This is a genomic window from Cellulomonas sp. P4_D11, assembly GCF_056401915.1.
The window spans coordinates 155,721-169,926 of sequence record NZ_JBFUIK010000002.1 but is presented as its reverse complement, the minus strand read 5'-3'; the positions used below and the strand labels follow the sequence as shown (position 1 = coordinate 169,926).

General features: G+C 72.8%; 14 protein-coding genes. 4 read left to right on the top strand and 10 right to left on the bottom strand.

Annotated features, from left to right (window positions below; genetic code table 11):
- Positions 1-46 precede the first annotated feature (46 nt).
- The 4 genes from AC1DT4_RS02285 (at position 47) to AC1DT4_RS02270 (ending at position 4,853) form a co-directional block, all read left to right on the top strand.
- Positions 47-217 carry a translation initiation factor 2 gene (locus AC1DT4_RS02285; RefSeq protein WP_477088148.1) on the top strand — a complete coding sequence of 57 codons (171 nt, stop codon included), beginning with the start codon at positions 47-49 and terminating at the stop codon, positions 215-217.
- A 198-nt stretch (positions 218-415) separates the two neighbouring features.
- The gene (gene acnA / locus AC1DT4_RS02280) at positions 416-3,160 is read left to right on the top strand and encodes an aconitate hydratase AcnA (RefSeq protein ID WP_477088147.1); all 2,745 of its coding nucleotides are present in this window, start codon (positions 416-418) and stop codon (positions 3,158-3,160) included.
- A 75-nt stretch (positions 3,161-3,235) separates the two neighbouring features.
- A complete protein-coding gene (locus tag AC1DT4_RS02275) occupies positions 3,236-3,970 on the top strand; it encodes a HEAT repeat domain-containing protein (RefSeq protein ID WP_477088146.1) in 735 nt (244 codons plus the stop codon).
- A 34-nt stretch (positions 3,971-4,004) separates the two neighbouring features.
- On the top strand, positions 4,005-4,853 hold the full coding sequence (locus tag AC1DT4_RS02270; RefSeq protein WP_477088145.1) for a hypothetical protein: 849 nt from the start codon (positions 4,005-4,007) through the stop codon (positions 4,851-4,853).
- 17 nt (positions 4,854-4,870) lie between these two features.
- Here AC1DT4_RS02270 and AC1DT4_RS02265 read toward each other — a convergent pair whose 3' ends face one another.
- The 10 genes from AC1DT4_RS02265 to AC1DT4_RS02220 are packed head-to-tail and all read right to left on the bottom strand — an operon-like array spanning position 4,871 to position 14,119.
- Positions 4,871-5,308 (bottom strand): DUF1801 domain-containing protein, encoded by a 438-nt coding sequence (locus AC1DT4_RS02265; protein ID WP_477088144.1) that lies wholly within the window; start codon positions 5,306-5,308, stop codon positions 4,871-4,873.
- A gap of 3 nt (positions 5,309-5,311) precedes the next feature.
- The gene (locus AC1DT4_RS02260; RefSeq protein WP_477088143.1) at positions 5,312-5,923 is read right to left on the bottom strand and encodes an isochorismatase family protein; all 612 of its coding nucleotides are present in this window, start codon (positions 5,921-5,923) and stop codon (positions 5,312-5,314) included.
- Positions 5,924-5,963: 40 nt separating this feature from the next.
- Positions 5,964-6,836 carry an aminoglycoside phosphotransferase family protein gene (locus tag AC1DT4_RS02255; RefSeq protein WP_477088142.1) on the bottom strand — a complete coding sequence of 291 codons (873 nt, stop codon included), beginning with the start codon at positions 6,834-6,836 and terminating at the stop codon, positions 5,964-5,966.
- 1 nt (position 6,837) lies between these two features.
- A complete protein-coding gene (locus AC1DT4_RS02250) occupies positions 6,838-7,524 on the bottom strand; it encodes an NUDIX hydrolase (protein WP_477088141.1) in 687 nt (228 codons plus the stop codon).
- Complete coding sequence (locus AC1DT4_RS02245) at positions 7,521-8,213, bottom strand: type 1 glutamine amidotransferase (RefSeq protein WP_477088140.1); 693 nt, start codon at positions 8,211-8,213, stop codon at positions 7,521-7,523. The genes AC1DT4_RS02250 and AC1DT4_RS02245 overlap by 4 nt, the downstream gene beginning before the upstream one ends.
- Positions 8,214-8,218: 5 nt before the next feature.
- Positions 8,219-9,673 carry a GuaB1 family IMP dehydrogenase-related protein gene (locus tag AC1DT4_RS02240; RefSeq protein WP_477088139.1) on the bottom strand — a complete coding sequence of 485 codons (1,455 nt, stop codon included), beginning with the start codon at positions 9,671-9,673 and terminating at the stop codon, positions 8,219-8,221.
- 57 nt (positions 9,674-9,730) lie between these two features.
- The gene (locus AC1DT4_RS02235; protein WP_477088138.1) at positions 9,731-10,600 is read right to left on the bottom strand and encodes a carbohydrate ABC transporter permease; all 870 of its coding nucleotides are present in this window, start codon (positions 10,598-10,600) and stop codon (positions 9,731-9,733) included.
- Positions 10,597-11,718 carry a carbohydrate ABC transporter permease gene (locus AC1DT4_RS02230; protein ID WP_477088137.1) on the bottom strand — a complete coding sequence of 374 codons (1,122 nt, stop codon included), beginning with the start codon at positions 11,716-11,718 and terminating at the stop codon, positions 10,597-10,599. Before AC1DT4_RS02230 ends, AC1DT4_RS02235 begins: the two co-directional genes overlap by 4 nt.
- Positions 11,719-11,760: 42 nt before the next feature.
- Positions 11,761-13,029: a sugar ABC transporter substrate-binding protein gene (locus tag AC1DT4_RS02225; protein WP_477088136.1), complete on the bottom strand. Its 1,269-nt coding sequence runs from the start codon at positions 13,027-13,029 to the stop codon at positions 11,761-11,763.
- Between the two features lie 49 nt (positions 13,030-13,078).
- On the bottom strand, positions 13,079-14,119 hold the full coding sequence (locus tag AC1DT4_RS02220; protein ID WP_477088135.1) for a LacI family DNA-binding transcriptional regulator: 1,041 nt from the start codon (positions 14,117-14,119) through the stop codon (positions 13,079-13,081).
- Between the last annotated feature and the right edge of the window lie 87 nt (positions 14,120-14,206).

Sequence of the window (14,206 nt, the reverse complement as noted above, 5' to 3'; positions counted from 1 at the left end):
GGAACGCGTCGCCGGACCCGGAGCGGCCCGGCAGGAGGGAGGCACCGTGAGCGACAAGGACGCGGTCAGCCGGCTGGCGGAGGCCAAGCGGCTGGTCACCCAGGAGCTGCACAAGCAGGGCACGCCGGACTACGACCCGCGCTCGCACCAGCGCGCGATCGAGGCCGAGCGCAAGGCGCAGGACGCTGTCGACGCCGAGCGGGCCGCCCAGGCCTAGAGGTCCGCCCGCGGGCCCCCGCACGCACGCCGTGCCGACGACGGGACGCGCGTGCGCGGGGGCCCGCGAGCATGTATCTTGATGTCGAGATAAATCGCGACCGCGGCCACCTAGGCTGAGAGGTCGCACCCCCAGCGGTCCGGGTGACCACCCATCCCCGGCAGCACCACCGGCAGACTCGCCAGCGAAGGAGCCCCCGTGAGCAGCGTCGACAGCTTCGGTTCGAAGGGAACACTCGAGGTCGGTGACGCCTCGTACGAGGTGTTCCGACTCTCGGCCGTGCCGGGCGTGGAGAAGCTCCCGTTCAGCCTCAAGGTGCTCGCCGAGAACCTGTTGCGCACCGAGGACGGCGCCAACATCACCGCCGACCACGTGCGCGCGCTGGCCGAGTGGGACCCGGACGCCCAGCCGGACACCGAGATCCAGTTCACGCCCGCCCGCGTGATCATGCAGGACTTCACCGGCGTGCCCTGCGTGGTCGACCTGGCCACCATGCGCGAGGCCGTCGTCGACCTGGGTGGCGACGCCAGCCGCATCAACCCGCTCGCGCCCGCCGAGCTGGTCATCGACCACTCCGTGCAGATCGACGTGGCCGGCCGCGCCGACGCGTTCGAGCGCAACGTCGAGCTGGAGTACGAGCGCAACCGCGAGCGCTACCAGTTCCTGCGCTGGGGCCAGACGGCGTTCGACGACTTCAAGGTCGTCCCGCCGGGCACCGGCATCGTGCACCAGGTCAACATCGAGTACCTCGCGCGCGTCGTCATGGTCCGGGACGGCAAGGCCTACCCCGACACGTGCGTCGGCACCGACTCGCACACCACCATGGTCAACGGCCTCGGCGTGCTGGGCTGGGGCGTCGGCGGCATCGAGGCCGAGGCGGCCATGCTGGGCCAGCCGGTGTCGATGCTCATCCCGCGCGTCGTCGGCTTCAAGCTGACCGGCACCATCCCGCTGGGCGTCACGGCCACCGACATCGTGCTCACGATCACGCAGAAGCTGCGCCAGCACGGCGTCGTCGGCAAGTTCGTCGAGTTCTACGGCGAGGGCGTCGCGGCGGTGCCGCTGGCCAACCGCGCCACCATCGGCAACATGAGCCCCGAGTTCGGCTCGACGGCCGCGATCTTCCCGATCGACTCGGTGACGATCGAGTACCTGCGCCTGACCGGCCGTTCCGAGGAGCAGCTCGCGCTCGTCGAGGCGTACGCCAAGGAGCAGGGCATGTGGCTGGACCCGACCGCGGACAGCTACGTCCAGCCGGTGTTCTCCGAGTACCTCGAGCTCGACCTGTCCACGGTCGTCCCGTCGATCGCCGGCCCGAAGCGCCCGCAGGACCGCATCGAGCTGTCGCGGGCCAAGGAGCAGTTCCAGCGCGACCTGCCCACCTACGCGCCCGAGGTCACCAACGGCGTCGACGAGGCCGAGCGCGAGTCGTTCCCCGCATCCGACTCGCCCGCCATCACGTCGTCGGCCATGCGCGTGTACCCGACGACCGACACCCAGGGCCGTTCGTTCGACCTGTTCCACGGCGCGGTCGCGATCGCGTCCATCACGAGCTGCACCAACACGTCGAACCCCTCGGTGATGATCGCCGCTGCGCTCGTCGCCAAGAAGGCCGTCGAGAAGGGCCTGACCGCCAAGCCGTGGGTCAAGACGTCGATGGCGCCCGGCTCGCAGGTGGTCACCAACTACTACGAGAAGGCGGGCCTCTGGCCGTACCTCGAGAAGCTGGGCTTCCACCTGGTCGGCTACGGCTGCGCCACCTGCATCGGCAACTCGGGCCCGCTGGACGAGAAGGTCTCGGAGACCGTGCAGGAGCACGACCTCGCCGTGGCCGCCGTGCTGTCGGGCAACCGCAACTTCGAGGGGCGCATCAACCCCGACATCAAGATGAACTACCTGGCCTCCCCGCCGCTGGTCATCGCGTACGCGCTGGCCGGGACCATGGACTTCGACTTCGAGTCGGACCCGCTGGGCCGCGACGAGGCCGGTCAGCCGATCTTCCTGCGGGACATCTGGCCCACGCCGGACGAGGTGCAGTCCACGATCGACGCCTCGATCGACCGCGCGATGTTCACCAAGGACTACGCCGACGTGTTCACCGGCGACGACCGGTGGCGCGCGCTGCCGACGCCCGAGGGCGACACGTTCGAGTGGGACCAGGACTCGACCTACGTGCGCAAGCCCCCGTACTTCGACGGCATGCCGGCGCAGCCCGCGCCGGTCGTCGACTTCCACGGCGCGCGCGTGCTGGCCAAGCTGGGCGACTCGGTCACCACCGACCACATCAGCCCGGCCGGCTCGATCAAGGCCGACAGCCCCGCGGGCCTCTACCTGGCCGAGCACGGCGTGGGCCGTCGCGACTTCAACTCCTACGGCTCGCGCCGCGGGAACCACGAGGTCATGATCCGCGGCACGTTCGCCAACATCCGGCTGCGCAACCAGCTGGTCCCCGGCGTCGAGGGCGGCTTCACGACGAACCTGCTGACCGGCGAGCAGACGTCGATCTATGACGCCTCGCAGGCCTACCAGGCCGCCGGCATCCCGCTCGTCGTGCTCGGCGGCAAGGAGTACGGGTCGGGCTCGTCGCGCGACTGGGCCGCCAAGGGCACCAGCCTGCTGGGCGTCAAGGCCGTCATCACCGAGAGCTTCGAGCGGATCCACCGCTCCAACCTCATCGGGATGGGCGTGCTGCCGCTGCAGTTCCCCGAGGGCGAGTCGGCCGACTCGCTGGGCCTGGACGGCACCGAGACGTTCGACATCACGGGCGTCACGGCGCTGAACGAGGGCACGACGCCGAGCACGCTGGCCGTGACCGCCACGAAGACCGACGGCACGGTCGTCGCGTTCGACGCGGTGCTGCGCATCGACACCCCCGGCGAGGCGGACTACTACCGCAACGGCGGCATCCTGCAGTACGTCCTGCGCTCGCTCGTCAAGGCCTGACGCACCACCCCGCGAGCCCGGTCCCCGTGGGGGCCGGGCTCGCGGCGTGCTAGGGCGCGGGTGTGGGATGGGGCCGTGACGACCCGCCGAGCCCAGCACGCCTCCGCACTGCGCGACCTCGACGGGGCCGCCGTCGTGGCGTACCTGGACGCGCACAGCGGGCTGCCCGGCCCCCGCGCGGACCTCGAGCTGGTGCAGGCGTTCGCGCAGGTGTGCGGGGGAGAGCACCCGGCGCTCGTCGATGAGCTCCTGGACGACCCGGACGAGTTCCGCCGGATGTGCGCCACCGTCGCGCTGGCGCCCCGCCTGCTCGGGGCCACGAGCGCCGGCGAGCGGTCGCACGTCGTCGCGGCGCTGCGCGACCGGGCGTCGGACGGCTCCTGGCGCGTCCGCGAGGGGGTCGCGATGGCCTGGCAGCTGGCCGGCGACGCCGACCCCGAGCTCCTGCGGTCGACGATGGCCGGTTGGGCCGACGACGGCTCCGCGCTGGTCCGGCGCGCGGCCGTGGCGGCGTTGTGCGAGCCCCGCCTGCTGCACGACGCGGCGACGACGGGTGCGGCACTGACGGCGTGCGCCAGCGCGACGAGCTTCCTCGCGTCGCTGCCGGCACAGGAGCGGCGGGCGGCGGACGTCCGAACCCTGCGGCAGGCGCTCGGCTACTGCTGGAGCGTCGCGCTGGCCGCCGACCCGGATCGGGGCCTGGCGGCGTTCCTCCCGCTGACGGAGTCGTCGGACCCCGACGTCGCCTGGGTGGTCCGGGAGAACCGGAAGAAGAAGCGGATGCCGGCCCTGCCGGTCACCGCGACGTAGAGCGGGGGGACGGGGCTCGGCCTAGCCTCGCTCCATGACCGATCAGCGCCACCTCCCGTTCGGCACGGCCCCGCGACCCACCAGCGACGCGGAGATCGAGACCCGCGTCCGAGAGCTGCTCGCCAGACTCGCGCAGCGCCGGGTCCGCGGGCTGGAGCGGATCGTCGTCACAGCTCACCTCGACGGCGCCGACATCGCGTCCCTGACGGTCGATGGCACCGGCGTCGCCATCGAGGTCGACGGTCCGGACCCGGAGAGGCTCCCAGCGGTCGACGTCACGCATCGCGAGCCGGCGGTCGTCCGCACGCTCGAGCTGGTGGCCCACCCGGCGTCGGTCGCGGGTGTCCCGGTGGACGTTGCGATCTCCGCGAGCGACGTGCGGTTCGCCTGGGCGACCAGCTCGACCGACCAGCTCGCCCTCGAGGTGCAACCGCCGTCCCCGGACGCGCCGGTCGTGGGCACGGCCCGTGTCTCCGCACCGCGGAAAGGCATCGAAGGTGCGGCGCGCGCGGCCCTCGCCGACGCGCTGAGGTCGCGCGGCTTCACGCTGACCGACCTGGACCTCGACCTCGAGAGCCGCGGGCCTCGCGAGCTGTCCGTCCGAGCGGAGGCCAAGGTGCGCAAGAGCGTCGTGCGCGCCGCCGTCGTGGTGACGGGCGTGGCGTCGATCGATGACGCGTTGGTGCTCTCGGTCCGCGACGCGGAGATCTCCAGCACCAACCCGGTCGTGGGCGCGCTCGTCGCACCGTTCCGGCCGAGGATCGCGGCGGCGGCTGCGCGCAGGATCGACATCGCGGCGCTGCTTCCCCCGGGCGTGTCCGTCTCCGACATCAGCATCGACGTCGGCGGCGGCGACGTCGTGGTCTCGGCGACCTTCGGCTAGAGCAGCCGAGGGGCCGGTCAGGAGAGCCGGGTGCCGAACGTGCCGGCCGAGACGGTCGCGTACGAGCGGCGCACGGCTTCCTCGAGCACCCCGAGGTCCACGGCGTCGAGGTCCTTGACGTAGAGGCAGCCCTTCCCGACCGTGTGCGGCCCGAGGCCCGAGAGCACGTCGGCGTGCGCGTCGACGCCGTCCGGGAAGTAGATCGTCGTCGCGTCCTTGCGCGGCGAGAACCCGGCCGCGCTCGAGTCGCCCTCGCGGCCCGACGGGTAGCGGTAGTGGTAGGTGCCGAAGCCGACGATCGTCGGCCCCCACATCCGCGGCGGCTCGCCCGTCACGCGGGTCATGAGCGCCACCAGGCGTTCGGCGTCCCGCCGGCGGACCGGGTGCTCGACGGCCGCGACGAAGGCGGCGACGTCGGCGTCGGTGGGGGTCGTCTTGTTCGGGGTGTCCGCCATCGGTCAGTCCTCCGACGGGGCCGGCTCGACGTCGACCCCGGACGCGGCGAGCTCGTCGAGCGCCGCGACCGAGGAGTCGTGGGCCACACCGGCGACGAGGTCGGTCAGGACGCGCACGCCGAAGCCGGCGTCGTGCGCGTCGAGCGCGGTCGCGCGAACGCAGTAGTCGGTGGCGAGGCCGACGACGTCGACGCGGTCGACGCCGTGGCTCCGCAGGGTGTCCGCCAGGTCGGCGTCCTCCGGCCCGGGACCGAGGATGCGCCCCTGGAATCCGGAGTAGTCCTGGCGGGACTCGCCCTTCACCACCTCGACCAGGCGGTCCGCCGGCAGGTCGAGGTCGGGGTGGTACTCGGCGCCGGGGGTGTGCGCGACGCAGTGCACGGGCCAGGTGCGGACGTAGTCGGGCTCCTCGCCGTCGGCCGCGAAGTGCCCGTCGTTGGTGTCGGGCAGGGGTGCGTGCCAGTCGCGGGTGGCGACGACGAGCGTGTAGTCGTCCGCGTTCGCCGCCAGGTACGCCGAGATGTCGGCGGCGACCCGGGCTCCGCCTGTGACGGCCAGCGAGCCACCCTCGCAGAAGTCGTTCTGCACGTCCACGACGATCAACGCGGTGCTCATGACGACCGGCTCCGTTCCCTCGCTCCGAGGATAGGCCGACCTAGCCGTCGGCGAGCGCCTGCTGGATCCCGTGCCGGCCGATCTCCGCGAGCGTCGGGTGGTCCACGGGGTGCATCTGAAGCACGACCGCCATGTGCAGCGCCCACGCCTGCGCGCGCCGCCACGTGTTGTCGTCGTACACCAGTCGGTCCCGGAATGCCGCGCGCCCCTCGGCGTCGAACGTCAGCCACGCGGTCGACAGGTCCGACGCCGGGTCGCCGGAGGTCATGTCTCCGAAGTCGATGACCGCCCGGAGCCGTCCGTCGTGGACCAGCAGGTTGGCCGGGTGGGGGTCGCCGTGCAGCCAGAGGGCGGGGCCGTCCCACTCTGGTGCGGCGGCGAGGTCGCGCCAGCGCTCGAGGATCCGGTCGGCGTCGGGCAGCCCGAGCGTGGCGAGCCGCTCCCGCAGGGCCGGCTCTCGGGGCACGATCGAGACGCCGCGGAACGGGTTGACCGGGGCGTTGTCGGGGGCCGGGTGGTGCAGCGCGACGAACACGTCGGCCAGCGCGGCGGCCCACGCCGTCCGGCCGGCCACCGGGGTGCGGTGCGCGGCGACGGCGTCGAACCACGGCACGATGCTCCACGTCCACGGGTAGGAGCCGGACGGACGCCCGGCGCGGACGGGCACCGGCACGTCGACCGGCAGGCGCGGGGCGAGGACGGGCAACCACTCCTGCTCGTGGTGGACGAAGGGCGCCGCGAGCGCCCGCACGGGGAACCGGGCGGCCAGGTGGTCGCCCAGGCGCCACAGCGCGTTGTCCCAGCCGGTCCCCGCCCAGGTCAGCGGCAGGTGCGCGAGGTCAGGGTGCTGCTCAGCCAGGAGCGTGCGCGCGAGCTGCTCGGTGACCTCGACCTCGGGGACGGGATGCACCACGTCAGCGGGCCGAGACCGTGCGGCGGACGTCGTACGGCACGGCCCACCCGAGCGCGTCGAACATGCGCGCGAGCACGATCCCGGTGAAGCCCCACACGAGCGTGCCGTCCACCGTGAACGCCGGCGTGCGGACCGTGCGGCCCCAGCGCAGGTGCTCGACGCTCGCCCGGTTCGCCGGGTCGAGCAGGTCGGCGACGGGGACGCGGAACACGTCGACGGTCTCGGCGTGGTCGACGGCGGCAACCACCGACGGGTGCGTCCACCACGCCGGCACCGGCGTGACCAGGTGGTTGCTGACCGGCACCGGGAGCGGCGGAAGGGTGCCCAGGACCTCGACGCCGGACGCGTCCAGCCCGACCTCCTCGACGGCCTCGCGCAGGGCGGCCTCGCGCGGCCCGGCGTCGGTCGGCTCGAGCCTGCCGCCGGGGAACGCGATCTGGCCGGCGTGGTGGCCGAGCGTGCCCGAGCGCCGCTGCAGGAGCACGTCGAGGTCGCGGGCCACCGCCGGGGTGTCCGTGCGGGCGGGCAAGGCGTCCAGCTCGCCGAACAGCACGAGCACCGCGGCCGGGCGCGCAGCGGACGGGTCGTCGAGCACGCGCGCGGGATCCACCCGCCAGTCGAGGCCGCGCGCGCACAGGTCGACGAGCTCCGCGCGCGCTCCACGGACCTCCGGGGTCGGTGCGGTCATCCGCGAGCCCGCACGAGCTCCCCGAAACCGGCGAACAGCTTCTCGGCGGCCGGCACGAGACCGGGCAGGTGCCGGGCGCCGGCGGAGCGGATCTCCTCGACCTCGTCGGCCGACAGGTCCCCGACCATGTCCGGCGTCGAGAGCCAGAGGTCGAGCATCCCCGCGTCGAGCTCGGGGTGGAACTGCAGGCCGAGCGCGCTGCCGGCCCGGAACGCCTGGACCGGCGTCGCGTCGGTGGAGGCCAGGAGGGTCGCGCCCGGCGGCAGCTCGACGGTGTCGGAGTGCCAGTGCAGGACGGTCGGGCGGGTGCCCAGCGCCCCCAGCAGCGGGTCCTCGACGTCGATGTCTACCGGCGCGAAACCGATCTCGGTCGCGGCGCGCAGGTGGAGCCGGGCGCCCAGCGCGAGCGCCAGCAGCTGCATGCCGAGGCACACGCCGAGCACGGGGACGTCGGCGTCGACCGCGGCCGCCAGCAGCGTGCGCTCCGCCGCGAGGCCGGGGTGGCCGGGCACGTCGTCGGCGTCCATCGGGCCGCCCAGGACGACGACCCCGGAGACCTCGTCGAGGCCCGGCAGGCGCGCGTCCTCGAGGTCGAGCACGGTCCGCACGCGGATCGGCGCGTCGAGCCCGCGGGAGATCAGCCCGGGGCCCTCGTGCGGGGCGTGGGTGATCACCAGGACGGGACGCATGCCGATCACCACCCGTCGGGCAGCGGGCGCCCCTCCTCGTAGCCCGCCGCCGACTGGATCCCGACGACCGCGCGCTCGTGCAGCTCGTCGATGGTCGTGGCGCCGACGTAGGTCGCGGCCGAGCGGACGCCCGCGGTGATCGTGTCGATCAGGTCCTCGACGCCCGGGCGGCGCGGGTCCAGGAACATGCGGGAGGACGAGATGCCCTCCTCGTACAGCCCCTTGCGGGCCCGGTCGAACGCCGAGCCTCCGCGCGTGCGCGCGGCCACCGCACGGGCGGACGCCATGCCGAACGACTCCTTGTAGAGCCGGCCGTTGCCGTCCTCGTGCAGGTCCCCGGGGGACTCGTGCGTGCCCGCGAACCACGAGCCGACCATGACCTGGGACGCACCGGCGGCCAGGGCCAGCGCGACGTCGCGCGGGTGCCGCACGCCGCCGTCGGCCCAGACGTGCTTGCCCAGCCGGCGCGCCTCCGCGGCGCACTCCAGGACGGCCGAGAACTGCGGGCGGCCGACCGCGGTCATCATCCGCGTCGTGCACATGGCGCCGGGGCCGACGCCGACCTTGACGATGTCCGCGCCCGCGGAGATCAGGTCGCGCGTGCCCTCGGCGGTGACGACGTTGCCCGCGACCACCGGCACCTGCGGGTCGAGCGAGCGGACGGCGCCCAGCGCGTCGAGCATCTTGCGCTGGTGCCCGTGCGCGGTGTCCACGACGAGCACGTCGACCCCGGCCTCGAGCAGCTCGAGGGCCTTCTGCTTGACGTCGCCGTTGATGCCGACGGCGGCGGCGACGCGCAGCCGACCCTGCGCGTCGAGCGCCGGCTGGTACACGGACGAGCGCAGCGCGCCGACCTGTGTGAGTACGCCGACGAGCTCACCGTCGCGCACGACGGGGGAGAACTTGCGGCGCGAGGCGTGCAGCTGCTCGAACGCAGCCTCGAGGCCGCGCAGGCCGCCCTGCTCGATGACGGCGAGGTCGACGGTCGTGGGCTGGGCGCTCATGACCTCGGACACCTGCGTGAACCGGTCGACGCCACCGCAGTCGGCCTCGGTGACGACGCCGACGGGACGGCCGTCCTCCACGACGACGGCCGCGCCGTGCGCGCGCTTGCCGATCAGCGTCAGCGCGGTGTGCACGGTGTCGTGCAGGCTGACGACGACGGCGCTCTCGACCACCGTGTGCCGGGCCTTCACCGAGGAGACCACCTCGGCGACGACATCCGTGGGGACGTCCTGGGGGAGGACCGTGATGCCGCCGCGGCGGGCGACCGTCTCGGCCATCCGCCGGCCCGCGACCGCCGTCATGTTGGCGACGACGATCGGGACGGTGGTGCCGGTGCCGTCGACGGCCGTGAGGTCGACGTCGAAGCGGGAGGCGACCTCTGAACGCGACGGGACGAGGAAGACGTCTCCGTAGGTGAGGTCTGAGGTGGCCGCGTGGCCGGGCAGGAAGCGCATGGGTGTTCCCCTTTCCGATCCATGATAGTCGGTGCGCGGGGAACCCGGGCAGGCGTCCTACTCCTTCACGGCGCCGCTGCTGACGTTCATGAGCCGGCGCTGGAACACGAAGAAGAGCACGGCCACGGGGATGGTCATGATGGCCGCGGCCGCGAGCTTCAAGGGGTACTGGGTGCCCGCGCTGAGAGCCCCCGAGGCCAGCTGGGCGACGCCCTTGGTCAGCGTGACGAGGCCGGGGTCCTGCGAGGCGACGATGAAGTGCGACAGCTCGTTCCACGAGCCCTGGAACGACAGGATGACGATCGTCACCAGCGCCGGTGTCGCCATGGGCAGCACGACGGACCACCAGATGCGGAACGTGCCGGCGCCGTCGAGCCGCGCGGCCTCCTCGACGCTGGGCGGGATCGACTCGAAGAAGTTCTTCATGATGAAGACCCCGGCGGCGTCGGCCAGCAGCGGGATGATCAGGCCGCCGAACGTGTTGTAGATGCCGAGCTGCTTGATCACCAGGAACTTCGGGATGAGCAGCACGACGCTCGGCACGGCCATGACCGCGATCACGCCGGCGAACACCAGGCCGCGGCCGCGGAACCGGAGCCGGGCCAGCGCGTAGCCGGCGAGCGCGTCGATGAACACCCGGCCGAGGGTGACGGCGATGGTCACGATGACCGAGTTGCGGAACCACAACGGGTAGTCCGAGTGCCGGAACAGCCGCTCGTAGGCGGCCGTCGTCCACGTCTGGGGCACGAGTGACAGCGCGTTCGTCGCGGCCTCGGCATCGGTCTTGAACGACGTGGAGATCTGTACCAGGAACGGGTAGACGTACAGCAGCGCGAGCAGCGCGAGGATCACGTACACGACGACGTCCCCCGCGCGGCGCGGGCGGCGACGGGCCCGGGGCGGGGTGGTGGGGGCGTCGGCGGTCACGGTCGCTCCGTCCCGGCCCCGGCCCGACGCCGGCGGGGAGCCCCGTCGCGCTCGCGGAGGAGGACCCGCTGCACGCCCGTGAGGACGACGATGATCGCGAACAGCATGAACGCGATCGCCGCGCCGCGGCCCCAGTCCTGGTTGTTGAACGCCGCGTTGTAGGACAGGTACGCCGGGGTCAGCGTCGTCTTGGCCGGGCCGCCCTGCGTGCCGGTGTAGATCTGGTCGAACACCTGCCAGCAGCCGATGAGCCCGAGGGTGACCACGGTGAAGACCGTCGGCCGCAGCATCGGCAGCGTGACGTACCAGAACCGCTGCCAGCCGGTCGTGCCGTCCATCACGGCCGCCTCCTCCACGTCGCCGGAGATCGCCTGCAGCGCCGCGAGGAACAGGAGCATGAACGTGCCGGACGTGGTGAAGACGGCCATGAGGATGAACGCGCTCATCGCGACCGACGGGCCGGCAAGCCACTCCCACCACGTGATGCCAAGCATCCCGTGCGAGGCCAGCGCCGGGGGCGGTGCGTCGACGCCGACGAGCCCGAGCAGGAGGTGCAGGACGCCCCGTGGGTCGTTGAACCAGTTCGGTCCGTTGATGCCGAGCCACGCCAGGGCGCTGTTCACCGCGCCGGACGCGGAGAACAGGAACAGCCAGAGCACCGTGATGGCGACCGTGCTGGTGACGGACGGGAAGTAGAACGCGGTGCGTAGAGCCCCGCGCCCCCGCAGCACCTTCCGGTTCACCATGACCGCCAGGAACAGCGCCAGCGCCGTCTGCAGCGGCACCACGAGCAGCACGTAGTACCCGTTGTTCCGCAGCGACGTGCCGAAGTCCTTCGTCGCGAGCCCGGTCCCGAACAGCAGGTCGGTGTAGTTCTGCGCCCCCACGTAGCCGACGTCGGCCCCGAACGGGCTGCCGTGCCCGTTCCAGTCCGAGACGCTGACCCACGCGGCCATGAGCACGGGCACGACGAGGAAGAGCCCGAGGATCACGAGCATCGGCGCGACGAACACCCAGCCGGCGAGTCCCTGCCGGCCCGGCCCTCCCGACCGGCGCCCCGGCGAGGTGCCGGGTCGTCGGTCGGCACGCTGGGCCGCTGCCGCAGTGGCGGTCGTCACGTGTCCTCCTCGTCGCGAGCGGTCGATCCCGGGTACTGCGCGTCAGGACTGGTCGTCGAGGACCGCCTGGAGGTTCGTCTGCACCGAGTCGAGGATCGCCTTCGGGTCACCGGTCGCCAGCCCCTCGAGCTGGGCGTTGAAGTCGGTGATCACGTCGCCGGCACCCTGCGCGTTGACCACGTTCTGCGCGAAGTCGGCGCTGTCGATGAACGCGGACATGTCGGGGTAGAGCTCGCGCCAGCCGTCGGCCGCCGACTGGACCGACGGCATGACGCCGAACGCCTTGGCGAACGCGAGCTGCTGGTCGGTCGCGACCAGGGACTCGACCAGGTCGATCGCGGCCTCCTGGTTCGGGGAGTCCGCGGCGATGCCCCAGCAGTTGGTGAACTGCAGGGTGCCCTGGCCCCCGGGACCCGCCGGCAGCGGCACGACCGTGTACTTCACGTCGGGGTAGTCGTTCGTCATCGCGCCGGTGATCCAGTTGCCCTCGATCGTCATGGCGGCCTTGTTGGTGCCGAACGCCTCGCCGCCCCAGCCGGTGCCGAGCGTCGACGCGTACGCCGCGCTGCCCGAGGTCAGCAGGTCCTTGACGTAGGTGAGGCCCGCGACGTTCTCGGCGCTGTTGGCGGTCGCGGTCGTGCCGTCCTCGCTGACGAGCGACCCTCCCGCCTGCGCGAGGAAGGCGCCGATCCGCGCGTACTCCCCGCTGAAGCCCATCCCGGTCCGGCCGTCGGCGGTGAGCTTGGTCGCCGCGCTGCTGAGCTGGTCCCACGTGGTCGGGATGTCGGCGTCGGTGAGGCCGGCGGCCGCCCAGTCGTCCGTGTTGATCTCCAGCGCGAGCGTGGAGAAGTCCTTCGGGGCGCAGTAGAGCTTCCCGTCGTAGGAGAACTGGTCGACGAGCGAGGGGTAGAAGTCGTCCTTGGCCTCGAGCTGGTCGCCGTAGGCCAGCAGGGACCCGTTGGCGGCGTACCCCTGGAAGGCGTCGGCGCTCACGTAGAACACGTCGGCCGGGTCGCCGGAGGCGAAGCCCTGGCTGAGCTCCTGGGCGAGGTCGGACGCGACGGTCACCGTCGCCTTGGTGCCCGAGTCCTTCGACCAGGCGTCGACCGCGGCGTTCACGGCGTCCGTCTCGGCGTCGCCGCTCGACCCGATCAGGACCTGGAGGTCGCCGCTGCCGGTGCTGGCGGCGGTGGCCGACCCCCCGCCCTCGTCGTCGAAGCCGCCGCCGCTGCACGCGGTGAGGGCGAGGAGTCCGGCCGTGCCGGCGGTGAGCGCCGCGAGGGTGCGGCGGCGGAGGGGTGCGGAGCGCATGGTGGTGGCCCTTCGGTCGGGTGCGTGCTTCGTCGCGACGCACGGGTGGTCAGGCAGGTGGCGGTGTGCTGGAGGCGCGGACGACGAGGTACGGGGTGAGCAGGACGTGCGGGTCGGGGACCGGCCCTGCCCCGCCGTCGAGCCTGCGCAGCAGGAGACCCAGGGCCCGGTCGGCGGCCTCGGCCAGCGGCTGGGCCACGCTCGTCAGGCCGAGTGCTGTGGCGACGGGGGTGTCGTCGAAGCCGACGACGGCGGGCGGTGCGTCCGTCGCCCGGGTCGCGTGCAGCGCGCCCAGGGCGAGGGAGTCGCTCGCACACACCAGCGCGGTGGGCCGGCTGTGCTCGAGCAGCAGCTCGGCGGCGCGGCCGCCCGCCGCGACGCCGTCGGGGACGGCGGCCTCGAGCTGGCCGAGCCCGTCCTTGTCCCACCCGGCGCGGAGCATGGCGTTGCGCCAGCCCCGGCGGCGGTCGGCGCCCACGTCCGAGCCCTCCGGCCAGCCGATCAGCCCGATGCGGCGGTGACCGAGCTGCTGCAGGTGCTCGACCGCGGCGCGCGTCCCCGCGGCGCCGTCGACGTCGACCCACGGATGGTCCTCGACCACGGGACCGTCGTCGGTCTCCCACGGACGGCCGAACGTCACGAACGGCACGTCCCGCTCGCCCAGCCACTGCGTGCGGCGGTCGCCGTGGTGCGTGCTGGTCAGCACGAACGCGTCGAGGTCCGCCGTCTCGAGCAGCTCGTCGTACTGCTGGATCTCCCGCTCGTCGTCGGCCGCGGTGAAGAGCATGACCCGGTAGCCGCGGGCCTGGGCGCGCTCGGTGAGGGCGTGCAGGAACCGGTCGAGCACGGCGCCGTTGATGCCGTCGCGGACCGGTTCGATGCGCAGCCCGAGCACGCGAGAGCGGCCGGTGCGCAGCTGCCGGGCGGCGGTGCTGGGCCGGTAGCCCAGCTCCTCGATCGCCGCGCGCACCCGCTCGGTGGTGTCGGCACGGACGAGGTGGGGGGCGTTCAGGACGTTGGAGACGGTCTGCCGCGACACCTGGGCGCGCCGGGCCACGTGCTCGAGCGTGGCACGGCTGCTGGCGTCCATGGCTGCCCCTTCGCGGCCTATGTGAACGATCCAATCGACTGGACATCCGGTATTGGAACGCTCAAATGTTTGGTCCTAGAGTTGCCA

Coding starts and splice junctions, on each gene's coding strand:
- AC1DT4_RS02270 (WP_477088145.1), top strand. CDS start 4,005: ATGACCGATCAGCGCCACCTCCCGTTCGGCACGGCCCCGCGACCCACC.
- AC1DT4_RS02265 (WP_477088144.1), bottom strand. CDS start 5,308: ATGGCGGACACCCCGAACAAGACGACCCCCACCGACGCCGACGTCGCC.
- AC1DT4_RS02260 (WP_477088143.1), bottom strand. CDS start 5,923: ATGAGCACCGCGTTGATCGTCGTGGACGTGCAGAACGACTTCTGCGAG.
- AC1DT4_RS02250 (WP_477088141.1), bottom strand. CDS start 7,524: ATGACCGCACCGACCCCGGAGGTCCGTGGAGCGCGCGCGGAGCTCGTC.
- AC1DT4_RS02245 (WP_477088140.1), bottom strand. CDS start 8,213: ATGCGTCCCGTCCTGGTGATCACCCACGCCCCGCACGAGGGCCCCGGG.
- AC1DT4_RS02240 (WP_477088139.1), bottom strand. CDS start 9,673: ATGCGCTTCCTGCCCGGCCACGCGGCCACCTCAGACCTCACCTACGGA.
- AC1DT4_RS02225 (WP_477088136.1), bottom strand. CDS start 13,029: ATGCGCTCCGCACCCCTCCGCCGCCGCACCCTCGCGGCGCTCACCGCC.
- AC1DT4_RS02220 (WP_477088135.1), bottom strand. CDS start 14,119: ATGGACGCCAGCAGCCGTGCCACGCTCGAGCACGTGGCCCGGCGCGCC.